Annotated in this window: 20 protein-coding genes, 1 tRNA gene and 1 pseudogene; 14 read left to right on the forward strand and 8 right to left on the reverse strand. The window is 66.8% G+C overall.

Features of this window, described 5'->3' with window-relative positions:
• Window positions 1-56: 56 nt before the first annotated feature.
• The 4 genes from QNO00_RS09950 to QNO00_RS09965 form a co-directional block, all read right to left on the reverse strand.
• Window positions 57-758, reverse strand: a complete 702-nt coding sequence (locus QNO00_RS09950; protein WP_229966514.1) for a glycosyltransferase family 2 protein — start codon at window positions 756-758, stop codon at window positions 57-59.
• Between the two features lie 3 nt (window positions 759-761).
• Window positions 762-2111 carry a PIG-L family deacetylase gene (locus QNO00_RS09955; RefSeq protein ID WP_284024417.1) on the reverse strand — a complete coding sequence of 450 codons (1350 nt, stop codon included), beginning with the start codon at window positions 2109-2111 and terminating at the stop codon, window positions 762-764.
• Complete coding sequence (locus QNO00_RS09960) at window positions 2108-3142, reverse strand: acyl-CoA dehydrogenase family protein (RefSeq protein ID WP_284024418.1); 1035 nt, start codon at window positions 3140-3142, stop codon at window positions 2108-2110. The genes QNO00_RS09955 and QNO00_RS09960 overlap by 4 nt, the downstream gene beginning before the upstream one ends.
• A gap of 118 nt (window positions 3143-3260) precedes the next feature.
• Window positions 3261-3722 (reverse strand): DUF4383 domain-containing protein, encoded by a 462-nt coding sequence (locus tag QNO00_RS09965; RefSeq protein WP_284024419.1) that lies wholly within the window; start codon window positions 3720-3722, stop codon window positions 3261-3263.
• Between the two features lie 153 nt (window positions 3723-3875).
• Between QNO00_RS09965 and QNO00_RS09970 the strand changes: the two genes are divergently transcribed.
• On the forward strand, window positions 3876-4673 hold the full coding sequence (locus tag QNO00_RS09970; protein WP_284024420.1) for an SDR family oxidoreductase: 798 nt from the start codon (window positions 3876-3878) through the stop codon (window positions 4671-4673).
• Window positions 4674-4675: 2 nt separating this feature from the next.
• A complete protein-coding gene (locus QNO00_RS09975; protein WP_284024421.1) occupies window positions 4676-6160 on the forward strand; it encodes an FAD-dependent oxidoreductase in 1485 nt (494 codons plus the stop codon).
• 193 nt (window positions 6161-6353) lie between these two features.
• Here the strand turns inward: QNO00_RS09975 and QNO00_RS09980 are convergent.
• Window positions 6354-6797 (reverse strand): annotated as a pseudogene (locus QNO00_RS09980) (SRPBCC family protein); the annotation flags it as partial.
• A 248-nt stretch (window positions 6798-7045) separates the two neighbouring features.
• On the opposite strand from QNO00_RS09980, the gene QNO00_RS09985 reads away from it, so the two are divergent.
• Window positions 7046-7543, forward strand: a complete 498-nt coding sequence (locus QNO00_RS09985; RefSeq protein WP_229966508.1) for a Dps family protein — start codon at window positions 7046-7048, stop codon at window positions 7541-7543.
• A 90-nt stretch (window positions 7544-7633) separates the two neighbouring features.
• On the opposite strand, the gene QNO00_RS09990 is transcribed toward QNO00_RS09985, so the two are convergent.
• A complete protein-coding gene (locus QNO00_RS09990) occupies window positions 7634-8341 on the reverse strand; it encodes a FadR/GntR family transcriptional regulator (protein ID WP_284024422.1) in 708 nt (235 codons plus the stop codon).
• 172 nt (window positions 8342-8513) lie between these two features.
• On the opposite strand from QNO00_RS09990, the gene QNO00_RS09995 reads away from it, so the two are divergent.
• The 4 genes from QNO00_RS09995 to QNO00_RS10010 all read left to right on the forward strand — a co-directional run bounded on the left by QNO00_RS09995 (window position 8514) and on the right by QNO00_RS10010 (window position 13241).
• On the forward strand, window positions 8514-9032 hold the full coding sequence (locus tag QNO00_RS09995; RefSeq protein ID WP_229966506.1) for a gluconokinase: 519 nt from the start codon (window positions 8514-8516) through the stop codon (window positions 9030-9032).
• Between the two features lie 69 nt (window positions 9033-9101).
• The gene (locus QNO00_RS10000; RefSeq protein WP_284024423.1) at window positions 9102-10502 is read left to right on the forward strand and encodes a GntP family permease; all 1401 of its coding nucleotides are present in this window, start codon (window positions 9102-9104) and stop codon (window positions 10500-10502) included.
• Between the two features lie 165 nt (window positions 10503-10667).
• Entirely contained in the window at window positions 10668-11441 is a 774-nt protein-coding gene (locus tag QNO00_RS10005) for a metal-dependent hydrolase (protein WP_284024424.1), read from the forward strand.
• Window positions 11442-11510: 69 nt separating this feature from the next.
• Window positions 11511-13241, forward strand: coding sequence for a cation:proton antiporter (locus tag QNO00_RS10010; RefSeq protein ID WP_229966503.1), 1731 nt, complete (start codon window positions 11511-11513; stop codon window positions 13239-13241).
• Between the two features lie 20 nt (window positions 13242-13261).
• Here QNO00_RS10010 and QNO00_RS10015 read toward each other — a convergent pair whose 3' ends face one another.
• Window positions 13262-14056, reverse strand: a complete 795-nt coding sequence (locus QNO00_RS10015) for a LysR substrate-binding domain-containing protein (RefSeq protein WP_284024425.1) — start codon at window positions 14054-14056, stop codon at window positions 13262-13264.
• Between the two features lie 218 nt (window positions 14057-14274).
• On the opposite strand from QNO00_RS10015, the gene QNO00_RS10020 reads away from it, so the two are divergent.
• Window positions 14275-14706 (forward strand): DUF5997 family protein, encoded by a 432-nt coding sequence (locus QNO00_RS10020; protein WP_229966501.1) that lies wholly within the window; start codon window positions 14275-14277, stop codon window positions 14704-14706.
• A 233-nt stretch (window positions 14707-14939) separates the two neighbouring features.
• On the opposite strand, the gene QNO00_RS10025 is transcribed toward QNO00_RS10020, so the two are convergent.
• Window positions 14940-15022: transfer RNA gene (locus QNO00_RS10025), tRNA-Leu, on the reverse strand.
• A gap of 454 nt (window positions 15023-15476) precedes the next feature.
• Here QNO00_RS10025 and QNO00_RS10030 point away from each other — a divergent pair.
• The 6 genes from QNO00_RS10030 to QNO00_RS10055 are packed head-to-tail and all read left to right on the forward strand — an operon-like array spanning window position 15477 to window position 22998.
• On the forward strand, window positions 15477-16205 hold the full coding sequence (locus tag QNO00_RS10030; RefSeq protein WP_284024426.1) for an FHA domain-containing protein: 729 nt from the start codon (window positions 15477-15479) through the stop codon (window positions 16203-16205).
• A complete protein-coding gene (locus QNO00_RS10035) occupies window positions 16205-16690 on the forward strand; it encodes an FHA domain-containing protein FhaB/FipA (protein WP_442860515.1) in 486 nt (161 codons plus the stop codon). The genes QNO00_RS10030 and QNO00_RS10035 overlap by 1 nt, the downstream gene beginning before the upstream one ends.
• Before the next feature lie 44 nt (window positions 16691-16734).
• A complete protein-coding gene (locus tag QNO00_RS10040; protein ID WP_229966684.1) occupies window positions 16735-18222 on the forward strand; it encodes a PP2C family protein-serine/threonine phosphatase in 1488 nt (495 codons plus the stop codon).
• Window positions 18222-19640: an FtsW/RodA/SpoVE family cell cycle protein gene (locus tag QNO00_RS10045; RefSeq protein ID WP_229966499.1), complete on the forward strand. Its 1419-nt coding sequence runs from the start codon at window positions 18222-18224 to the stop codon at window positions 19638-19640. The genes QNO00_RS10040 and QNO00_RS10045 overlap by 1 nt, the downstream gene beginning before the upstream one ends.
• Window positions 19637-21091, forward strand: a complete 1455-nt coding sequence (locus tag QNO00_RS10050; protein ID WP_229966498.1) for a peptidoglycan D,D-transpeptidase FtsI family protein — start codon at window positions 19637-19639, stop codon at window positions 21089-21091. Before QNO00_RS10045 ends, QNO00_RS10050 begins: the two co-directional genes overlap by 4 nt.
• Window positions 21088-22998 (forward strand): protein kinase domain-containing protein, encoded by a 1911-nt coding sequence (locus QNO00_RS10055; RefSeq protein WP_284024427.1) that lies wholly within the window; start codon window positions 21088-21090, stop codon window positions 22996-22998. Before QNO00_RS10050 ends, QNO00_RS10055 begins: the two co-directional genes overlap by 4 nt.
• The last annotated feature ends 3 nt before the right edge of the window (window positions 22999-23001 follow it).

The following is a 23001-nucleotide window of genomic DNA, read 5'->3' on the forward strand; positions in this document are numbered from 1 at the left end:
CAGAACTTTTGCCTCCGCGCGGCCCCCTGCTTCCCCCGGAAGATCACCCCGGAAACTCAGCCCGGAAGCAGCTGGCGGAGGAAGCGGGAGAACCCCTCGGGTGCCCGCCCGTCCCGGCGCCCGGAGGTGATCACGCGGATGCGGTCGGTGGCGGTCCAGGGCGTGCCTGCCGCCTTAAGCCGGGCCACCAGGTCAACGTCTTCGTGGGCCGCCAGCGGTGCAAACCCTCCGGCGCGGCGGTAGTCAGCAGCACTGAAGCCCAGATTGGCGCCGTGGATGAACGGATGGCCCTCGCCCAGCGGATGCAGCTGCTGCCAGGCGGAGAGCTCCTCCGCCGTGAGATCGGCCGGGTCCGGAACCGCGCTGCCCAGCACGAGGCCGTAGCCGGCGGCGGCCAGACCGTACTGCCGGACCAGCCAGTGCTCCGGCACCACCGTGTCGGCGTCGGTGTTGGCAATCCACAGCCCGGGCAGCTGCGGCTGGGCGGCGATGCCGGCGGCACGCGCGGCGCCGACGGTGCCGAAAGACCCGGCGATCAGGCGCAGCTCCAGTTCGGGTGCCCACAGGTGCTGCAACCCGGCCACCACCTCGGCGGAACCGTCCGTGCAGGAGTCGAGCACCACGGTGACGGCAGCGCGCACCGCGCATTCCTCTTCCAGCGCCCCGACGGCGGCGCAGACCGAGGACAGTGCGGCAGGCAGCAGCAGTTCTTCGTTGCGGGCCGGAATAACAACGGCCAGGTGTTCAGGAGCCGGCACGAATCACCGCGGGTCCGGTCCGGGGCCCGCCGAAGCGGCAGCGGTCCGAACCAGCACATCGATCCGGAAGTCCTCCTCGCAGTGTTCGGCGAGGACCCGCAGGCCGCCCTGTGCCCGGAAGACCTCATGGACCTGATCTCCGGTCAGTTCCCAGCCGTCGTTGGGATGCCGCCAGTGGCACAGCAGGATCACGCCGTCGTCGGTCAGTGATGCTTCGGTGCGTGCGGCCAGGTCCCGCAGTTCGCTGGGCTGGAGGAAGTAGCCGATCTCCGAGACGACCACCAGGTCAAAGCTGCCCTCCGGCCAGTCCTGCGGCACCGCCCCCTGCGCAAGCCGGACATGCGGTGCCGCGGCCAGCCGCCGGCGGGCCAAATCCAGGGCGCTGTCGCTGATGTCCGTGGCGGCCACCGCCTGCGCCCGGGCGGCCAGCTCCTGCGTGAGCACGCCGATGGAGCAGCCGGGTTCAAACACCGAGGCGAACCGGGGGCGCGGCAGCATGGCCAGGCTCAGGGCGCGTTTGCGGTGTTCGTAGAAGCTGCTCTCGAACTGCCAGGGGTCTGACGAGGTTTGATACAGGTCCTCGAAGACCTCCCGGGGCGGGCGCGGGCGGGTCAGGACAAAGGACTCAAAGCTGCGTTCGAAGTGGGCCAGGACGCCGGGGCTGAGCAGGGCTTCGTCACCCGGCGCGGCCGAGAGCGGCCGGACCTGGCTCACATGGGTTTCCATCGCCCGGGCCTTCGCGGCGGCGGCCCCGCCGAGGGGCAGCAGGACCAAGTCGGCAGGCACCTGCTCCGGGCTTCCCCAGTGCCACAGCCAGATCGGATACTCCAGCAGCGGCAGCCCCAGGGTGCGGGCGAGAGCCGCCGCGGCCAGTCCGGCGGTGTCGTGGTCGGTGTGGCCGTCGGTCCGCCAGGGAGCCGCCAGAATGGTGGTGTCAGCGGCCGGTCCGACGACGGCGGCCAGGGCCGCATCCAGTGCGGCCCGGTGCGCGGCCAGTCCGCCGTCGGGCAGGTCCAGGAAATGGACAGCCGCCTTCGGAGCCAGCTGCGCAACGGCGGCGCGCAGCTCCACCCGCCGGATGCGGGCCAGGTCGTCACGGGTATGGGTGGGCGACTCGGGGTGGGAGGCCTCCCCTGCGGTGGCCACGACGACGTCGACGGCGGCACCGCGGGCAGCGAACGCGGCGATGAGTCCCCCGGCGCCCAGGGTCTCATCGTCGGGGTGGGCCGCCAGGACCACCAGGCGGCCGGTGCCGGGCGGACAGAGCTGGTCCAGATCCAGGCTGCTGCGGCCGGCCAGCGCGCGGGCCCATTCCTCTTCGGGCACTGAGTCGTCCAAATGGCTGAAGCTCACCAGGGGGCTCCCCCGCCCTGGAGCAGGGACCGGCCGAGCGCGGCGAAATCACGCTCGGCGTGGTGCTGGCGGAGGTAAATCCTCAGGTCGGCGGTTCGACGGGCGTGGTCTTCTTCCAGGGCCAGCGGACCCGGCCCCAGACCGTGGTCGGCCAGCGTCAGGACTTCCGCGGCGGCGTCGGCCACAATGCCCCGCACCCGCTGGGCGAGCAGGGCTCCGTCCCGGCCTTCGGCCCGGCCGGCATCAACCGCAGCGGCCGCGGAATCCAGGGCAGCCCGCGCCGCCTGCAGCCGCGCATCGGCCCGGCCCAGCAACAGGTGGGCGATCTGATCCGGTTCCCGCTCCTGCGCTGCCGAGAACATCCTCCGCGCCACCCCCGCCGCCCCGCCGTACCAGCAGGCCGCGACGCCGATGCCGCCCCAGGCAAAGCCCGGCCGCCTGAGATACCAGTTGTCGTCGCCAACCGGACGGGCAGCGGCGCTGGCGAAGTCCACCGGCCCGCTGTCCACATCGGCCAACCCGCGGCTGATCCAGGTTCCCGGCACCGGGGTTACGGCAGCCTGGCGCAGGTCCACGGCAAACGCCCGGCGGCGGCCCGCTCCGGTATGCGCGGTGACCACCGCGTGGTCGAGGCTGGAGGCGAGGGAGCACCAGGGCTTGCGGCCGGAGAGCTCCCAGCCGCCGGCCACCGGTGTCGCGGTGAGCTCGGTTCCCGGGCCTTCGGCGGCAAATACTCCCCAGGTTCCGGGATCGGCGGAAGTTCCCGCCTGCTCCAGGATGGCCAGGGCGTCCAAATGCGGCTCCACGCTGCGGGCGGCGGTCAGGTCGGCGGCGGCAACGGTGGCAAGAATGGACCACAGCCGTTTTGTTCGGCCCTGCCCGGGATACGGTGCTGCGGCAGCGAGTTCCTCGGCAAGGGTCAGCCCTGCGGACGCGCATCCCCGAACGGCAGCTGCCCGTTGGGAAAGCTCCGGCAGCCCCGGCACTTCCTGCGCGCCAAAATCAGCCTCCGGGAGAGAGAAGGTGTCCACCGTTTCCTTACTCCAAGGATCGGTTTACAGCCTGCCCAAGGTGCGTTGTAGAGAACTTTCTCCCCAGTTTGCCAGTTTTCCGGGGCGGAATCCTCTTCCTCGCCGTGTGCGCGCCACGTCAGGCCGGGGATGTTCGGCCCGGCGCCGAACGCGTGCCGAACAGCAGGCCCAACCCGACCATGACGACGCCCAGAATCAGGTGCAGCCAGTTGTCCGCCGTGTTCAGCGGTACGAAGTTCGCCTCGGAATGATGGGGAACGATCAGTCCGTAGATGAACAGGAGCAGGTAGACCGCTCCGCCTCCAAGAAGGTAGAGCCGGGCCAGGCTGTTGGTTCTGGCCATAATGAGCCCGAGAAACCCAAAAAGGAGGTGCACGATGTTGTGCAGGATGGAAACCTGGAAAACGCCGAGCAGGACCGCCTCCGATGTGTGCCCGGAGAAATACAGCGCTTCATAATTGGAGGTAATTCCCGGAACAAAACCCAAAACACCGATAACGATGAAAATGAAACCGAAATACCAGGACGCCCGCTGGGCGTTGGTGCGGCGGAGTGACCGGCCGCTGGTGGGATAGGACATGGTGGTCTCCTTTGCCTTGCGGCCGCGGCCGATGACGCTCAGGGCATAGATTCTCCGGAAGTATTCCCCGCGGGGAATGGTTCTTCAACCATTGCACAATGGTCCGAACATGGGAAGCATGCTTAGTACCACTGGTTGAAAGGGAAGGCAGTCATGGTTTTCACCCCGCGCACCGCAATCGTCACCGGCTCGGATTCCGGGATCGGCCGGGCCACAGCCGTCGCACTGGCGGCGGCCGGGCTCGACGTCGGCATCACCTGGCACACGGATGAAGAGGGGGCGAAGGAAACCGCGGACGAGGTGCGGTCGCACGGCCGGCGGGCCTTCACGGCCCAGCTGGACACCACAGATCTGCCCGGCTGCGGCCGGGTCATCGACCAGCTGGTGCAGGATTTGGGCTCCCTGCAGGTGTTTGTCAACAATGCCGGCACCGGGGACGGGACGCCCTTTCTGGATCTGGACTACAAAACCTGGATGCAGACCCTGGACACCAACCTCAACGGGGCTTTCGTCTGCCTGCAGCACGCCGCCCGGACAATGGTGGAGGCCGGTGAGGAGGGACGGCTGATTGCGGTGACCAGCGTCCACGAAACACAGCCGCGGGTGGGGTCGGCAGCCTACACGGCCTCCAAGCACGGATTGGGCGGCCTGATGAAGGTCATGGCGCTGGAACTGGGCCGCTACGGCATCACCGTGAACTCCGTGGCCCCCGGCGAGATCGCCACCCCCATGACCGGCCAGCACAACGAGGATCCGCACCGGACCGACCGCCCCGGCATCCCGCTGGGCCGGCCCGGGGATGCCCGGGAAATCGCCGCCGTCGTGGCCTTTCTCGCCTCCCCCGCGGCCAGCTACGTCACCGGCGCTTCCTGGCCTGTGGACGGCGGAATGCTGCAGATGGGACCGCAGGGCGGCTCGCACATCACCTCCACCGATTGGTTGGAAGCCTGACCATGGAATCGCTGTGGCTGGCCAGCGCCCCGTCCATCTCCGCCGATGCGTTTGTGCCCGGCGGGTCCTATGACACCGTGGTGGCCGGCGCCGGCCTGACCGGGCTCACCACCGCCCTGCTCCTGGCCCGCCGCGGCCAAAAAGTTGCCGTGCTGGAGGCCAGGCAGGCCGGAGCCGTCACCTCCGGAAACACCACGGCAAAACTGTCCCTGCTCCAAGGACTGCAGCTGTCACGCATCGCCTCCCATCAGGGGCCCGACGGCGTCCGGGACTACGTGGAAGCCAACCGGGCCGGGCAGGACTGGCTGCTGGAATTCTGCCGGGAACACGACGTCGACCACGACATCCGCACCGCGTACACCTATGCGCTGGGCGACGGCGGCCGGCGAAGTTTGGACAAGGAGCTGTCGGCGGCCACCGCCGCGGGCCTCGCGGTGCGGATGACCCGGGACACCGAGCTGCCGTTTGCCGTCTCCGGTGCCCTGGAGCTCGCCGGACAGGCGCAGATTCATCCGCTCCAGGCACTGGCTTCGCTCGCCGCGGAGTTCCGCGCACAGGGCGGAACCCTGGTCCAGGGTGTCCGCGTCACCGGAGCCGGCACCGCCTCCGGAAACCGGGTCCGCGTCATCACGTCCTCCGGCTCGGTGTCCGCCCAGCATCTGGTGCTGGCCACCGGCATCCCGGTCCTGGACCGCGGCGGATATTTTGCCCGGCTCCTGCCGCTGCGGTCCTACGCGATGGCCCACCCGGTCACGGGAGACGTTCCGCAGGGAATGTATCTGTCCATCGATTCACCCTCCCGTTCGCTGCGCACCGCGCGGGTCGAAGGCACTGATTACCTCATTTCAGGCGGCAACGGACACGCCGTCGGACGCCATCCGCACCCGCAGGCGCTGGTGGATGACCTGGCCGGCTGGACGCGGAACCACTTCGCCGTCTCATCCCCTGCCTACTCCTGGTCCGCCCAGGACTACGAACCGGCGGCCGGCCTGCCCTATGTGGGGCAGGTGCCGTTCGGGGACGGCAGCATTTTTGCCGCCACCGGCTTCAACAAGTGGGGCATGACAAATGCCGTCGCTGCCGCCTTGGTCCTGGCCGAGGCAATGGCGCCCGCCGCCGAGGACAGCCGGACGGGGAACTGGTATTCGCCGAAGCTCTCCTCCCGGGATGTGCTCAGCGCCGCGCGGGACAACGCTGAAGTGGGGCTGGAGATGGTGGCGGGCTGGGCCTCCTCGATGGCCGGCACGGATCAGGCCGCTCCGCCCGAAGGCCAGGGGAAAGTCGTGCGCCGAAAGGCGAAGCCGGTGGGCGTTTGCACGGTCAACGGCGAAGTCTCCCGGGTTTCGGCAGTCTGCCCGCACCTGGCCGGAGTGCTGTCCTGGAACGACGCCGAGGCATCATGGGACTGCCCGCTGCACGGCTCCCGCTTTGCCGCTGACGGGAAACTGCTGGAAGGCCCCGCGGTCCGGGGCCTGGATCCGGCCTGATGCACGGCTTTTCGGGCTGTGCGTCAGGCCGGACCGGGGTCCGGCACCGCCATCCGTCCCGCGCCGGCTAGAGCCCGGCGCGCGGACCGCCGGATTCCGGATCATCCATGGCGGGATCAGACTCGGGCGCCGCTGCCAGCCCGGACGTCGAGGTGGAGGTCGGGGCTGCCGCAGTCGCCGACGGCGGGGCGTCAATGTTGCCGCGCCAGGCGCCGGTCGCCGCTCCCTGGCCCTCGATGAACTCCTTGAAACGCTTGAGGTCGGACTTCACCTGGCGGTCGTCTGCCCCGACGACGGACCCCACCTTCTCGATGAAGGTCTCCGGATCCCAGTCCAGCTGGACGCTGACACGGGTTTCCGAGTCCCCCAGCCGGTGGAAAGTCACCACTCCGGCGTGGGAGGTCCCGTCGGTGCTCTTCCAGGCGACGCGCTCGTCCGGATGCTGTTCGGTGATTTCCGTGTCGAAAACACGTTCCACCCCGCCGATTTTAGTGATCCAGTGGTTTCGTGTTTCGGAAACCTGGGTTATTGATTCAACGCCGCCCATAAACTGCGGAAATGATTCAAACTGCGTCCACTGGTTATACGCAGCGGATACGGGCACAGCAACGTCAACTGATTCTTCTACGGTGGTCATGGAGGTCCCTCCGGTAGTCGGATCCTGCATTATTCGGCTATCGTGCGTACGTCGGACAGCGGTTGCCCGGTTTGTGCCTGGCGGACGTAATTCTGCGGCCCGGCACCTCACGCTACCCAACGGGCCCGCGGAGTTCAACCAGAAGGTAAGCTTACTTAGGTTGGCGGCTGCGGCGGCTCGTCCCGGTCCCGGGAAGCGGACTGCGCAGGCGTCTTTCGGCAACATTTTTCGTCACTATTGGAGGAAACGTGAAGGCTTCTAAAGAACTGACCACCAATCTGCAGGCCGTCCTCGTGGACCTCATCGAACTGCACCTGCAGGGCAAGCAGGCACACTGGAACGTTGTGGGCAAGAACTTCCGCGACCTTCACCTGCAGCTCGATGAAATCATCGAAGATGCCCGCCTGTTCGCCGATGAGCTGGCCGAGCGCATGCGCGCCCTTGAGGCTGTTCCGGACGGCCGGAGCGTTGCCGTGTCCGCGGGCACCTCGCTTGCTCCCTTCCCCGCCGGACTGGTGGACACCAAGGACACCGTGGATCTGACGGTCGCGCTGCTGGAAGCCACTGTTGGAACCATGCGGAAGGTCCACGACCAGGTGGATGAGGAAGATCCCACCACCGCGGATATCCTGCACGGCTTCATCAGCAAGCTGGAACAGTATGCCTGGATGGTGAATGCCGAAAACGTCAAGCCCACCGCCTCGGTGGTCACCCCCAAGCACGCCAACTCGCAGGCAACCGTATAGGCACATCCGGCATCAGCGTCGGACCAGCGGCCGGCCTTCCCCTGCGGGAAGGCCGGCCGCTGCCGTCTGGGCGGGCGCGCGGGTTTTGGCCTACGCCACTGCGTTGCGGACTTCTTCGAGCAGCTCCGTCATCTGGAACATTGCCTCGCCGCCGTTCCCGTCGGCCACGGCCCGCGCCACCCGCTCGTGGCCCTGCAACGCCACTTCGCGGGGATGGTCGGGCATCAGGCCCTGCTTGGTCCGTCCGGTCAGCACTTCCGCCACCACGGCGTCAAGGGATGCAAACATTTCGTTGCCGCTGGTGCGCAGCAGCAGGGTATGGAACGCGATGTCCGCGGCGAGGAAGTCGTCCAACCGCCCTTCTTCACCGAGCAGCCGCATGCGCGCGGCAAGCTCCACCAGGGCCTTGCGGTCCTCCTCGCCGGCGTGCCGGGCGGCGCCGCAGGCCGCCATCGGTTCCACTGCCACCCGCAGCTCGGTCAGGGTCCGGTACTGGTCATCCCGTCCCGGCCCGTTCAGCCGCCAGCGGATGATCCGGGAATCAAACCAGTTCCAGTGGTACGGCTCCTGGACCACAATGCCGATCCGGCGCTTGGAGTAGACCAGATTCATAGCTTCCAGGATCCGCATGCAGTCCCGCACCACGGTGCGCGACACACCGAATTCCTCTTGCAGGCCCTCCAGTGTCAGCCGGGCTCCGGGCAGGAGTACGCCGGCAATGATGTCTGCGCCGATGGCGTCGATGATGGCCCCGTTCATGACGGCTGCCGCCGCCCGCGGCGGCAAGCTGCGCTCCATGCTGTTCCCCTAAATACTGACCCGGATGACTGCCGATCCGTACGGCAGGATCGAAAACCAAGCCTAGCGCGCATTGGTGTTATCAATCACATGTATGGTGATACCTTTGTCCTCAGATCACTTAGGAGGGGGCCAGCCCGGCTTCCGGCGACAACGGCGTCCAGGAGAGAACATGATCCCCACCCCCCAGCACCTCGTCATCATGGGCGTTTCCGGCTCCGGCAAGACCACCATCTCCACGCTGCTGTCAGAGCACCTGGGCTGGATTGCCGCCGAGGCCGACGAGTTCCACCCCGAGGCCAACATTTCCAAGATGTCCTCCGGAACACCCCTCAACGACGACGACCGCTGGCCGTGGCTGGACTCCATCCGGAACTGGATGGACACCCAGGCCGGCAACGGAAGATCCACCATCGTCACCTGTTCCGCGCTCAAGCGCGCCTACCGCGATGTCCTGGTCACCGCCTCCGGCGAGGTCCACTTCATCCATCTCAACGGTGACGCCGCGGTGCTGAGCGAACGGATGAAGACCCGCAGCGGGCATTTCATGCCCGCCTCCCTGCTTCCGTCCCAGATCAGCACCCTGGAGGCGCTGGCCGAGGACGAGCCGGGCGTCGTCGTCGACATTCTCAAACCTCCGGCGGAAATCGCCGCGGAAATCCTGACCCGGCTGAACCTGCCCAGCAACTGACCCCAGGCTCCGGCGCCGCCGCAGCCCCACGCCCAGCAGCAGTTCCTCATTTAGCAACGGAGCACATCCATGACAATTGAAGGCTGGTCCCAAACCCTCGGTGCGGGCCCTCTCCTCCTGATCGCGGCAGGGGCCATTGCGCTGCTGCTGTTCCTGATCCTGAAGCTGCGCCTGCACGCATTCGTTTCGCTGATCCTGGTGAGCCTGCTGACGGCTTTCGCCACCGGAATCCCGACCAGCAGCGTGGTGACGGTGCTGACCGGCGGCTTCGGTTCGACGCTGGCCACCGTTGCCCTGCTTGTGGGCCTCGGCGCCATGCTGGGCCGGCTGGTGGAAACCAGCGGCGGCGCCAAGGTGCTGGCCGAGACCCTCATCCGGGCCTTTGGCGAAAAGCGCGCCCCGTTCGCCCTGGGCGTCGCCTCCCTGATCTTCGGCTTCCCGATCTTCTTTGACGCCGGGCTTGTGGTCATGCTTCCGGTGATCTTCTCCGTGGCCCGCCGCCTCGGCGGCGGCGTCCTGCGCTACGGCCTTCCCGCCGCCGGCGCCTTCTCCGTCATGCACGTCTTCGTGCCCCCGCACCCCGGCCCCGTCACTGCCTCCGGGTTCTTCGAGGCCAACATCGGCGTCGTCCTCCTTGTGGGCCTCGTCGTAGCGCTGCCCACCTGGTACGTCACGTCCTACCTGTTCGGTCTCTGGGCCGGCAAGAAGTTCGTCCTGCCGGTGCCCGCTGTCCTGGGCGAGATCGACGGCGACGAGATCAAGAACCCGCCGAAGTTCGGCACCGTGGTGGCCGTCCTGCTGCTGCCCCTGGTCCTGATCTTCCTGAACACCGGGCTGAACACGCTGGCCTCGGCCGGCGTAATCTCCGCCGAAGCCGCCGAACAGCCCTGGTTCGCTTTCCTGCGCACCCTGGGGGAAACTCCGGTGGCGCTGCTGATTTCCCTCCTCGTGGCCTGCGTGGTGCTGGGAACCCGGCGCGGCGAGTCCAAGACCGCCATTGAAAAAGTGCTGGAGTCCGCCCTGGGCCCGGTCTGCTCAGTCATCCTGATCACCGGCGCCGGCGGCATGTTCGGCGGAGTCCTGCGCACCTCCGGCATCGGTGACGCCCTGGGCTCGGTGCTCAGCGATCTGGGCGTTCCGCTGATCCTGGCCGGCTTCCTGATTGCCGCCATCCTCCGCATCGCCCAGGGTTCGGCCACCGTGGCCCTGACCACTGCGGCCGCCCTCATTGCGCCCGGCGTGCTCGAGGCCGGCTACAACACGATCCAGACCGCCGCCATGGTGATCGCCGTGGCCGCCGGCTCGGTGGTGGTGAGCCACGTCAACGACTCCGGTTTCTGGCTGGTGGGCCGCTTCATGGGCATGGATGTGAAGACCACACTGAAAACGTGGACGGTGCTGGAAACCCTGATCGGCGTCATGGGCTTTGCCATAGCGGCAGCGATCTTCGGCCTGGCGTCGCTGGGCTAAGCAGCGCACGACGACGGCGGGGCACCTTCACGGGTGTCCCGCCGTCGCTGCGTCCGGAGTTACTGCAGGAACTGCCGGGAAAGAAGTGTCAGTGCCGCGTGAAAGCATAAGAAGTTACGAAATTTTCGGTGCTCCACACCGCCCTATGGAAGGACCCCACGCACCATGATGGGTGGTCATCACGCAGCATCAGGCGCCGCAGCCTGGATTGCCGTCGCTTCAACCGCACCGCACGCCCTTGGCTGGTATCCGGTCACTCCCCTGGGCGTGGTCACCGGGGCACTCCTCACCGCCGGGGCCGCCCTGCTTCCGGACCTCGACCATCACAGCGGAACGATTGCCCATTCCCTGCCGCCGATCACGAAGATCCTGGCCCGGATCACCGAGCGCATCAGCGGCGGACACCGCCGCGGCACGCACTCCCTGCTCGGACTGGCGGTGTTCGTCGCACTGGCCACGGCCCTGGGCAAGGTCACCGCCGTCGTCCCCTTCTTCGGCTCCTTGGCCGTGGGTGCCGGACTGCTGTCAGTGCTCCTGATGGGGTTCGCGCTGAAGGCGTTCAAGATAGCCGGCGGCCCGGGCCGCAGCTGGCTGCTGGCGCTGGGGCTGTCCGCCTTCATTGCTATTTACGCACCGGAAAACAACGACTGGCTGCCCGTGGCCGTTGGGCTGGGTGTCGCCGTACACATCGTCGGCGACCTGCTGACGCACCAGGGGGTCATGATCCTGTGGCCGCTCCGGATCAAGCGTCCGCGGTCCCTGGCGGGCATGCCCGTGCTGAACAAGCTGTGGCGCAGCAGCGGCTGCATGTCACTGCCGCTGATCGGCGCCGCGGGGTCCTGGCGCGAATGGGCCCTCATGGTTCCGGTCACCGTTTACGCCATTTACGGGGTGGTCCATGCCGCCTTCCTGACGCTGACCTCCTGGGCAGTGGCATAGCGTTTAGCGCTCAGCGGAGGAAAACGGGGTCGTTCACAGCTGTGAACGACTCTGGCGGATAATGGAACCGTGGAACTAGCTCTCTTTGCTGTCATCGGCGTGGCCGTCATCGTCACCGTCGCCGCCTTCTCCAAGCGCCTGGGCATTGCCGCGCCGCTGATCCTGGTGGTGGTCGGACTCGGACTGTCCTACCTGCCGGGGCTGCCGACGTTCACCGTTCCGCATGACGTGATCCTGATGGGAGTGCTGCCGCCGCTGCTCTACGCCGCCGCGGTAAACGTTCCCGTGGTCGATTTCCGGCGGAACTTTGGTGCCATTTCCAGCCTGTCGGTCTTTCTGGTCCTGTTTTCCGCCGCCGCCACCGGCCTGCTGCTCTACCTGCTGCTGCCGGACCTGGACCTGGCCGCCGCCATCGCCCTGGGCGCCGTGGTCAGCCCGCCCGACGCCGTCGCCGCCACCTCCATCGGCAAGAAACTCGGCCTGCCGCCGCGGCTGGTGACGGTGCTCGAAGGCGAGGGGCTGGTCAACGATGCCACCGCGCTGGTGCTGCTGCGCTCGGCGCTGGCCGTCAGCGCCGGCAGCCTGTCCAGCATCTGGGCCGGAGTGGCGGACTTCGGGTTCGCAGTGGCGGCCGCCGTCGTCGTCGGCCTGCTGGTGGGCGTCGCCACCGTCTGGATCCGTTCCAAACTCAACGATCCAACCCTGGACACCGCCATTTCCTTCGTGGTGCCTTTCCTGGCCTTCATTCCGGCCGAGGAAATGCATGCCTCCGGCGTGCTGGCCGTGGTGGTGGCCGGGCTGTACACCGGGCACCGCAGCGCATCCGCCTTCAGCGCCCAGGCGCGGATCAATGACAGCGTCAACTGGCACACCGTCCAGTTCCTGCTGGAAAACGGCGTCTTCCTGCTGATGGGCCTGGAACTGCGCTATCTGGTGGAGAACATCAATCCGGATCTGCTGACCGTGGGCGAGTCGGTGGGGATCGGCCTGGCTGTCACCGCTCTGCTGATCCTTCTCCGCTTCGCGTGGATGGGCCCGCTGATCCTGCTGCTGCGCGCCAAGGTCGGCTACCAGGAACGGCGCACCCACCGGTTCCGCGCGGCGCTGGACCGGCTCAAGGAGCAGGAACCGGGGAACGAACGCTCCCGGCGCCGCGCCGATCGCGCGGAGGACCTCTACCGGCGCCGGCGGGCGGACATCACGCAGCTGCGCAGTGAAGGCCTGGACTGGCGCGGCGGCATGGTCATTGGCTGGTCCGGCATGCGGGGCGTGGTGACCCTGGCCGCCGCACAGTCCCTTCCGGAAACCACCCCGTACCGGGAGCAGCTGGTGCTGATCGCGTTCACGGTGGCCGTGGTGACGCTGCTGCTGCAGGGCGGAACCCTCCCGTGGATGATTCGGATCCTGGGGGTCCGTGGCGCGAACGCCGCGGCGGACCAGCGCAGCCTGGCCACCCTGCTGGATCAGATCAGCGACGCCGGACTGAAGGTCCTGGAAGATCCCCAGGCCTGTCTGCAGCAGGACGTGGATGTGGACCCGGACGTGGTGGAGCGGGTGCGGCAAAGCACCTTCCTGCGCAGCGAACTGGCCTGGGAGCGGGTCAAGGCCCTGGGTGTCGGCACGTCCCCCACTCCGCAGCTGCAGTACCGCGAACTCCGGCGCGCCGTTGTGGACGCCGAACGCGAGGCCCTGCTGCTGGCCCGCAGGGAGGGATATTTCCCGTCCCGGACCCTAGCGGACGCGCAGCGGCTGCTCGATCTGGAGGAGTCCCGGCTGAAACCGCGGCTGGGCGAGCGCTAGTCCGGCCGGCTCGGGGCTGTTTAGCGGCGCGGCTTGCCGCTCTTGCGGCTTCCCTTGCCCTTGCCGCCCGCAGTTCCCTTGCCGCCGGCGCTGCCCTTCGCACCGCCGCCGCCCTTCGAACCGGAGCGGCCGCCGGACTTCGCCGCGGGCGATGCCTTGTCCCCGCTCCTGCTCTGTCGCTCCTTGGTCCGCTGCCGGGCCGTGGTCTTCTGCTCCGCCTGGACCGAGGGCTGGCGCGAGCTGTTGGCCGTCCGGCCGCGCACAATGCCCACCAGCTCCTCGACCCCCGCGTCCTCGGTGTCCTCCAGCCAGGCAACAGCGATGCGGGTGCCGGGAACACCGGACACCGGCCGGGACACGACGTCGCGGCGCGAGTACAGCTTGGCCACGGCCATGGGCAGGATCAGCAGGCCCGCGCCCGAGGCCACCACTTCCATGCCGACGTCGGCGCCGCCCATTTCCTGCAGATCCAGCAGGTTCTCGCCGGCCAGATCCGCCAGATCCAGTTCATCGAACGCGGCGACCGCGGAGTCCTTCGCGGCAGCGACAACCGGACGCTCGTCATAGAGGGCGACAACGCTCAGGTCGGCCGGACGGATGTAGCCCTCGTCCGGAACACGGACAAACACCACGTCGGCCCGTCCGGCCCGCAGTTCATCCAGAACCGCGTCTTCCGGGCACTGGTAGGCCTGCAGTTCACGGTCCTGCCGTTCGTTCCACCGGCCAATCCATTTGCCGGGCGTCACGCCGGGAACGTAGGCCAGCGTCAGCGGACGGGCGGGGCGGGGCTTGTGGCGGGGGGTTTCTGTTGGCACCTTTTCAGGTTAGCCCAGGAGAGTCACCGTTCCTTCCGCAGTGTTCTCCGCCGTGTGCTCCCTCTGTTCTCCCCCGAGTTCTCCCCCGTGTGCTCCCCCATGTTCTCCCCCATGTTCTCCGCCGTGTTCCCCCCAGCGTTCTCCGCCGTTCGGCAGCATCCACGGCGGAGCACCCGCAGCGGGATACCCAGGCCTCCTGCTCCGGATACCCTTATTAGATGACTTCCGAGAAATCCCAATCCATGAAACCTGCCACGGCAGCCAAGAAACTGGGCATCTACCTGCCCGCCGCGCCGCAGGAGTTCCAGGACGGGCCTATTTCCCGGGCCCAGTTTGATGAGCTTCAGGCCAATCCCCCGCAGTGGCTCATTGACCTGCGCCGCAACGGCCCGCACCCCCGTCCCGTCGTGGCCCAGAAACTCAACATTTCCATTGGCGGCCTCACCCGCTCCGGCATCACGGACGCCCTGACCACCGCTGAAATCACTGCACTGCTGGCCGCACCGCCGGCCTGGCTGGTTGAAGAACGCGCCAGCTTTGCTGCTGTGCGCGACGAGGCCAAGCGTGTGAAGGAAGCAGAGGCCAAGAAGGAGCGCAAGGCCAGGGACGCCGCGCACATCGCTGCTAAGCCGCCGAAACAGCGCCGCTAGAACCTCACCAAGGGTTTCAGCGGGGGTTAGCTGTACGAAGGATGGCGCGGTTCCACGGGCAACCGAGGAACAGCGCCGGGAGTGAAGGCTGCCGGTTTACCGGCGGCCTTCCGGCGTTAAGGCCCGACGATGGGGCTGATCCGCCGCCGACCGCCGCCGGACGCGCCGGGCAGCCGCCGCCGTCGGGCATAAAAAAATCACCCCGGTCTGTTCAACCGGGGTGATTCGTTTTGTGCGCGAGGGGGGATTTGAACCCCCACGCCCTTTCGGACACTGGCACCTGAAGCCAGCGCGTCTGCCGTTCCGCCACTCGCGCCTAAATGGTTTCCCGTGGAGCGTGTGCCCTCAGTCTCACAACCGTTGGCGTCTCGATTCCTCGGGAACAGCAGAATCAAGCATACCCACATTTTGGGCAAACACCTAAACGGCCGGAACAGCCGTCCATAAACCCTGTGATTCCGCGGTTTTTAGGCTCCCCAACTTCCTCGGGAAGCAGTTCCGGCGTCGAACCTGTGCCGGCGCCCGCCCAGCCGACACCCTCCCGACACCCTCCCGGCGCCGGAGCCGCGTTAAGACATTTCTCAGCTGTCCCCAGTACTATCGAAGAGGACCTGTGTACCTTTTGGCCTGCCTTGCCGCTGCGCCGGATTCGCCCCAAGGGGCACCTCCGATGCGCCCGGGGCCGCCACTTCGCACGTTGGCCCAATTATTTACCGGAGTTGTCCGCCGGACATCGAAGACAGAATCAGGACCTAGGGAAGGAGGCGAACATGGGCTTACTCGACAACGTCGAACGCGGAATCGAAAAAGTGGTGCGCGGTGCCTTCTCCTCGGGCTCATCCGGCCGAGTGGAACCCCTGGAGCTGGCCATCGCCATGCGGCGCGAACTCGATGAACGCTCCTTCACCGTGGGTCAGGGGCGCACGCTGGCACCGAACGTCTTTACTGCCCGGCTGTCCGACGCCGATTTCAAGCGCGCCCAGGAATGGGGCGCACCGCTGGCCGAGGAGCTGTGCGACGTCGTCATCAAGCACGCCAGGAGCCAGTCCTACACTCTCCAGGGACCGGTCCGCGTGTCCTTCACGCGCGACTCGGCACTGAAGCCCGGCGTCCTCGAGGTGGATTCCTCAACGGAAAAGGCCGGGGCACCCGCTCCGCGCCAGGTAACCCCGCCCAGCCCGCGCCAGGGCCCGGGTCGGTTGCAGCCCGTTTTGGACATTGACGGCCAACGGTATTCACTGAATGCTCCGTCGGTTGTTCTCGGCCGGTCCTCCGAGGCGGATATCCTCGTTGATGACACCGGCGTTTCCCGCCGGCATCTGGAAATCCGCACCGAAAACGGTGTCAGCCGCGCCATCGACCTCGGTTCCACAAACGGAAGCTTCGTCAACGGCCAAAAAGTACAAGGGGAAGCAGATCTTACGGATGGTTCCACTATTGCCATGGGTCGCACCCGAATTACGTTCCGGCTCCTTCCGGTTCGGGCCGGGGGACGTTAGTGGGCGGTGAATTGATTGTGACCCTGCTCCGGTACGGGTTCCTGATCCTGCTGTGGGTGATGGTCGTCAGTGTTGTCGGTGCTATCCGCCGCGATCTGGTGGTCGGCAGCCGCAACCGGACCGGTACGCCCAGCGCGCGGCAGGTCCGCCGAAATCCGGCCCTGGAGAAGCAGGTTCCCGCTCCGGCAAAGGCCCCCGCGCGCCAGGTGGTCGTGACCGAGGGACCCTTGCGCGGCACCACCCTGGAACTGGCCTCCAGCCCGATCCTGCTGGGACGCGCCCAGGAAGCCACGCTCGTGCTGGAGGACGACTATGCCTCCGGCCGCCACGCCCGCTTGTTCCCCCAGGGCAGCCGCTGGTTCATCGAGGACCTCGGCTCCACCAACGGCACCTTCCTCGGCGGCAGCCAGCTGACGCGTGCCCTGCCGGTGGAACCGGGAGTTCCCATCCGCATCGGTAAGACGGTCCTTGAGTTGAGGCCATAGCCGTGGCCCTGGTGCTCAACTACGCAGCACGGTCCGATGTGGGCATGGTTCGTTTGAAGAATGACGATTCCGCCTATGTCGGCCGCTATCTTGCCGTCGTCGCCGACGGCATGGGCGGTCATGCCGGCGGCAATGTTGCGTCTGCCTCCACAGTTCTGGACCTGGTCCATCTGGACAGCGGAACGCACGACGACGAACCCCTCACCGTCCTCGCGGATGAAATCCAGGCCGCGAACTCCCTTCTCTCCGAGCTGGTGACCACGAGCCCGCAGCTGTCCGGAATGGGCACAACCGTCACCGCCCTGCTGCTGAACGAGAACCGCTTCGCTTTCGCCCATATCGGGGATTCGCGGGCCTACCGGCTGAAAAACGGCGTCTTCGAGCAGATCAGCATCGACCACACCTTCGTCCAACGACTGATTGACGAGGGCCGGCTGCGTCCCGACGAAGCTGAAGTCCATCCGCACAAAAACGTCCTCATGCGCGTCCTCGGCGATGTGGATGCCAGCCCGGAACTTGACCTGGCAACCTTCGAGGTGGAAGCCGGAGAGAAGTGGCTCCTGTGCTCCGACGGTCTCACGGCCGTCCTGCGGGATTCCGACATCGAGGCCGTGCTCCGGGAGACCAGGGACCTCCAGCGCTGCGTCGACATTCTGGTCGAACTCACCCTCGCGGGCGGGTCACCGGACAACGTGACGGTGGCGGTAGTTGAGATCACCGAGGTTCCCGATGATTCCGTTCTTCCCCTGGAGTCCTCCTCAGCGGCCCGGAGCGCGCTGTCCGCCGGCTCGTCGCTGCAGGCGGCCGTCCACGAACGGGCGACCGACGCCGGCGACGCGCGGGACCTCCCGGCCGGAACCGGCGACGACGACGGCTTGGACGACGCCCTCGGCGATCAACCGATCCGTGCCGACCTCATCCGGCAGGACCTTTCCTCCCGCCCGCACATCCTGGTGGGGGCGGCCTCCCTCGCCACCGAGACCGGGCAGATCCCCATCGTCACCAAGCGGACGGCCGAACGCCGCGCCGCGCGCCTGCTCACCCACAAAGCCGCGCCCGAAACGGACCCGGCACCGGACCAGGACCCGCCCAAGCAGCGCCGCTGGCTGGTCCCCGCCATCCTGGCCCTGATAACGGTCCTGCTGGCAGCCGTCCTCTGGGTCGGCTACACCTGGACCCAGACGCGCTACTACGTTGGAGCGAGCGACAACAACGTCGCCATCTACAACGGCGTCTCGCAGTCGCTGGGCCCGATCCGGCTGTCCACCGTCACTGAACGGACCGACATCCCCGTCGACAGCCTGCCCGAATACCAGCGCAACCGGGTCGAAGGCACGATTCCAGCCAAGGACCTGCTCCATGCCGAGCAAATCGTCGAGGATCTCAGGGGAACGGCCCAGGCAAGCGCCTGCGAGCCCGCTCCGAACACTCCCGCCAAAGCCGGCGCGGCCTCCACACCCACGGCATCCGCCAGCCCGTCGGCGGCCGCGAAGCCTGCTGCCACTCCGGATGACTGCGGAGGGCAGAAATAATGAGTGACGTACTGACAGTTCCCAAATCACGGCGCAACATCGAAGCCGTGCTCCTGCTGCTCGCCCTGGCCGTCGGTGTCGGCGCCAACATGGTGGTCGGCCTGGACCAGGACCGGGCCTTCGACTCCGATTTCTGGACGCAGGGCGCCACCCTGGTGGGCCTGGTCCTGGTCTTCCACATCGTGCTGCGGTTCCGGGCCAAATATGCCGATCCGGTAATACTTCCCATCGTGACGGCACTCAACGGCATCGGCCTCGCCATGATTCACCGGCTGGACATCGCCATGGACGACAACGCGGCCGACCGGCAGCTGCTCTGGAGCGCCGTGGCCGTGGCCGCCGCCGTCGCCGTCCTGTTCCTGATCAAGGACCACCGGATCCTGCGCCGCTACACGTACATTTCGCTCATCGTCAGCGCCATTCTGCTGCTGCTGCCGCTGACCCCGCTGGGCCTGGAAATCAACGGCGCCCGGATCTGGATCAACGTCGGCATCGGCACCTTCCAGCCCGGTGAAATCGCCAAGATCACGCTGGCCATATTCTTCGCGGGGTATCTTTCCACCAACCGTGACCTGATCCTGCTGGCCGGGCGCAAGGTCGGCCCGCTGCAGCTCCCCCGCTTCAAGGACCTCGGCCCCATGATGGCGGCCTGGATTGTCAGCATCGGCGTGCTTGTCTTCCAGCGCGACCTCGGCTCCTCCATCCTGTTCTTCGGCCTCTTCATGGCGATGATCTATGTCGCCACCAGCCGGGTCAGCTGGGTGCTGATCGGCCTCGCCCTGCTCGGAGCCGGCGGTTATGTCGCAATGCAGCTGTTCAGCCACGTCGGTCTGCGGATCGACGGCTGGCTGAATGCCTTCGACCCGGAGGTGTACACCCGAATCGGCGGCGGAAGCTACCAGGTGGTGCAGGGCCTGTACGGGCTCGCCAGCGGCGGGCTCATCGGCACCGGGCTCGGCCAGGGCCGGCCGGACCTGGTCACCTATGCGAACTCCGACATGATCATCGCCGCGCTGGGCGAGGAACTGGGCCTGATCGGCATCTTCGCGATCGTGCTGCTCTACGTCCTGCTGGTGTCCCGCGGCTTCCGCGCCGCATTGGGCACCCGCGACGGATTCGGAAAGCTGCTCGCCTGCGGGCTGTCCTTCACCATTGCCCTGCAGTGCTTCGTGGTGATCGGAGGCGTCACCCGCCTGATTCCGCTCACCGGCCTGACCACGCCGTTCATGTCCGCGGGCGGCTCCTCGCTGCTGGCCAACTGGATCATCGTGGCGCTGCTGCTGCTGATCTCCGAGGCGGCCCGCCGCCCGGCGGCCACCGGTCCGCTGACCGGCCCAATGGTGCCGGCCATGCAGGAATCACCGGTGGGATCAGTCCAGCGCAAGTCCAAGAGGGAACAGGAGGTAAGCGGCTCATGAATCAAGCCATCCGCAACAGCTGGATCGTGGCCCTGGCCATGTTTGTCCTCATTCTTGGGTCACTGACCTACGTCCAGTTTTTTGCTGCCGAAGAGCTCAACGCCGATCCGAACAACAACCGCACCATCTACCAGAACTTCGGCCAGAACCGGGGATCGATTTTGGTTGATGGGGCTCCGATCGCCGAATCGGTGCCCTCTGACGACGAGTTCAACTACCAGCGCGTTTATCACCAGCCGGAGCTGTATTCCCAGCTGACCGGGTACTTCTCCCTGACGGCCGGAGTCACGCAGCTGGAAAGCGTCATGGACGAGGAACTGACCGGAACCAGTGACCAGCAGTTCTTCGATCGTCTGGTGCAGGTCTTTTCCGGCAACCAGCCGCAGGGCGCCTCCGTTGAACTGACGATCGATTCCCAGCTGCAGGAAATGGCTTACGACCTGATCCCCGAGGGGCAGAAGGGCTCCATCGTCATGATGGATCCGAAGACCGGAAACATTCTGGCCATGGTGTCCAAGCCCAGCTATGACACCAACCTTCTGGCCGGGCACGACACCACGGTCGTGGAGCAGAACATGCAGGAACTGCTCACCGTCGATGGCCTCTCCCCCTACCGCAACGCCGCGACCCAGTCGTTACTGGCCCCCGGCTCGGTGTTCAAGCTGGTGGATGCCGCCGCTGCCCTCGAGTCCGGCAAGTACAACGCCGATACCCTCATCGACAACCCGAACGAGCTGCCGTTGCCGGGCACCAATATCTCCCTGCCGAACTACACCAACGGCAATTGCAGCGTACGGTCCGAGGCAACCATCGGGTTCGCCCTGGAGCAGTCCTGCAACACCGTTTTCGCCCAAATCGCCTGGGACCTCGGTGAAGAGGCAATTGCGTCGCAGGCCGAGAAGTTCGGGTTCAACGAAGCGCTGAGCCTCCCCGAGCGCGGCATGTACGAAGTGGCACCCAGCGGCTTCCCCACGGGAATGGACCAGGCCCAGCTGGCGCAGGCTTCCATCGGCCAGTACAGCGTCACCGCAACCCCCCTGGAAATCGCCATGATGTCGTCCGCCATCGCGAACAACGGCGTGCAGATGACGCCCAATCTTGTCCGGAATGTCCGTGCCGCCGACCTGTCGATCATCGACGAGCCGGAGCCGGAAGTCCTGAACACCTCCGTAAGTCCGGAAACCGCCCGCCAGCTCACCGACTGGATGGTGGGCGTCGTGGACAACGGCACCGCCTCCGCGGCGCAGGTTCCGGGCTTCAAAGTGGCCGGCAAGACCGGCACAGCGGAAGTGGAGGGCAAGGGCGACAACGCCTGGTTCACCGGTTTCGCTCCGGCCGACGACCCCGAAGTGGTCATCTCCATCGTCATGGAAGACGTGGACCTGACCACCGGATCCCAACTGACCACTCCAAGCGCGCAGAAACTCCTAGAGGCGGTGTTAAATAAGTGAGGCCTACATCGGGAATCACCTTAGGCGGCAGATTCCAGCTCACTGACCGTATCGCCATCGGCGGTATGGGTGAGGTCTGGAAGGCACGGGACCTGGTCCTGGGCCGCATTGTTGCCATCAAGGTCCTCAAGGAGGAATACACCGGGGATCCTGGTTTCCTGAACCGTTTCCGGGCCGAGGCTCGCCACACGGCGCTGCTGAACCACGAGGGCATTGCCAACGTCTTCGACTATGGCGAGGAAGAGGGTTCGGCCTACCTGGTCATGGAGCTGGTTCCTGGCCTGCCGCTGTCCTCCATCATTGAGCGCGACAAGAGCCTGACGCCGGACCGCACGCTGTCCATCATCGGTCAGACCGCCACGGCGCTGGCCGCCGCCCACAAGCAGGGACTGGTCCACCGCGACGTCAAGCCCGGAAACCTGCTGATCCTGCCCGACGGCAGGGTCAAAATCACCGACTTCGGCATTGCCCGGCTTGCGGACCAGGTGCCGCTGACCGCCACCGGCCAGGTCATGGGCACCGCCCAGTATCTTGCACCCGAGCAGGCCACCGGCCAGCAGGCCACCGGTTCCAGTGACATTTACGCCCTCGGTGTCATCGGCTACGAACTGCTGGCCGGAACCCGGCCCTTCTCCGGTGAGTCGCAGATTGCCATTGCCCTGGCCCAGGTCAACGACACTCCCCCGCCGCTGCCGGAGAGCATTCCGCTGCCGGTCCGCGCGCTGATCATGTCCATGCTGGCCAAGGATCCGGCCGACCGCCCGGCCGACGCCGAAGCGCTGGCACGGGCCGTTGCCGCCATCCGCCGCGGTGACATTCCCGCTGCCGAGGCCGCCGTCCCCGGCATGCTCCTCTTCGGCGGCGGCGCCGCCACTGTCCTGAACGACGCCGTCACAGCACCGGTTCCCACCACCAGCACCTCAGCCACGCGCGCCGTGAACACCGCGCCGTCGACCTCGGCGCTGCCCACCGTCGCGGGCGCGGCCGTGGGCGCGGAGAACGCCGCCACCGGCGAACTCGCCGCATCGCGTGAGTGGACCGATGAAGACGTCGACGACGTCGACACCTCGGACGGGGACGGCGGAGACGACGCCCCTGCCAAACGCCGCAACCCATGGGTCATTCCGGTCGCCGTGCTGCTGGCGCTGATCATCGCCGGGGTTATTGCCGCTTTCCTGCTCACCGGAGACAACGACGGCGATCCCCAGCCGGCGCCGTCGGCCACCACTACTCAGGCCAGCCCCAGCCCCACGCAATCGGAGGACACCGATCTAGTCACTATTGACCTCGAAGATTTTAGCGATCTGGACTTCAATTTGGCTCGAGAGCGTTTGGAGAGCTTGGGTATGAATGTTGATGAGAATCCGGTGGAGTCTGAGGCTCCCGAGGGGCGGATTATTGCACTGGATCCGACAGGACAGGTAGCGCGGGGAACAACAGTGACCGTAACCTACTCGACGGGCCCTGCACCGGCGCCCACCAGCACTAGCACTACTGTTCCGTCCGGACTGCTGGGCCAGACCGGACCCGCCGCTGCGGCGCAGATCAGTGCCGCCGGCCTGATCCCGGTCAACGGCGGCACGCAGGCCTCCAACCAGCCGGAGGGCACCGTGGTGGCCGTCAACCCGTCGGAGGGTGCACCCCTTCCGGAAGGATCAACCGTCACCTACTTCACGTCCGAGGGCCCGGCTACGGTCGAGCCTGCCCCAACGAACGTGCCGGAGCCGACCCCGTCGACCCCGTCGACCCCGTCGACCCCGTCGACGCCGTCGACTGCGGCCACCGTTCCGGCCGCCCCCAACGGCATCACTCCTCCGGCAGCACCCAACAGCGTCAACACTCCGGCAACACCCAACAGCGTCATTCCTCCGGCATCACCCACCGGCGTCAACCCTTCGGCCGGATAAGCA

The sequence above is a fragment of the Arthrobacter sp. zg-Y1219 genome (genome assembly GCF_030125545.1).
GTDB lineage: Bacteria > Actinomycetota > Actinomycetes > Actinomycetales > Micrococcaceae > Arthrobacter_B.

Coding starts and splice junctions, on each gene's coding strand:
- QNO00_RS09965 (WP_284024419.1), bottom strand. CDS start 3,722: ATGTCCTATCCCACCAGCGGCCGGTCACTCCGCCGCACCAACGCCCAG.
- QNO00_RS09975 (WP_284024421.1), top strand. CDS start 4,676: ATGGAATCGCTGTGGCTGGCCAGCGCCCCGTCCATCTCCGCCGATGCG.
- QNO00_RS10050 (WP_229966498.1), top strand. CDS start 19,637: ATGAATCAAGCCATCCGCAACAGCTGGATCGTGGCCCTGGCCATGTTT.
- QNO00_RS10005 (WP_284024424.1), top strand. CDS start 10,668: ATGATGGGTGGTCATCACGCAGCATCAGGCGCCGCAGCCTGGATTGCC.
- QNO00_RS09970 (WP_284024420.1), top strand. CDS start 3,876: ATGGTTTTCACCCCGCGCACCGCAATCGTCACCGGCTCGGATTCCGGG.
- QNO00_RS10045 (WP_229966499.1), top strand. CDS start 18,222: ATGAGTGACGTACTGACAGTTCCCAAATCACGGCGCAACATCGAAGCC.
- QNO00_RS10000 (WP_284024423.1), top strand. CDS start 9,102: ATGACAATTGAAGGCTGGTCCCAAACCCTCGGTGCGGGCCCTCTCCTC.
- QNO00_RS10020 (WP_229966501.1), top strand. CDS start 14,275: ATGACTTCCGAGAAATCCCAATCCATGAAACCTGCCACGGCAGCCAAG.
- QNO00_RS10040 (WP_229966684.1), top strand. CDS start 16,735: ATGGTTCGTTTGAAGAATGACGATTCCGCCTATGTCGGCCGCTATCTT.
- QNO00_RS10030 (WP_284024426.1), top strand. CDS start 15,477: ATGGGCTTACTCGACAACGTCGAACGCGGAATCGAAAAAGTGGTGCGC.
- QNO00_RS09995 (WP_229966506.1), top strand. CDS start 8,514: ATGATCCCCACCCCCCAGCACCTCGTCATCATGGGCGTTTCCGGCTCC.
- QNO00_RS09990 (WP_284024422.1), bottom strand. CDS start 8,341: ATGGAGCGCAGCTTGCCGCCGCGGGCGGCGGCAGCCGTCATGAACGGG.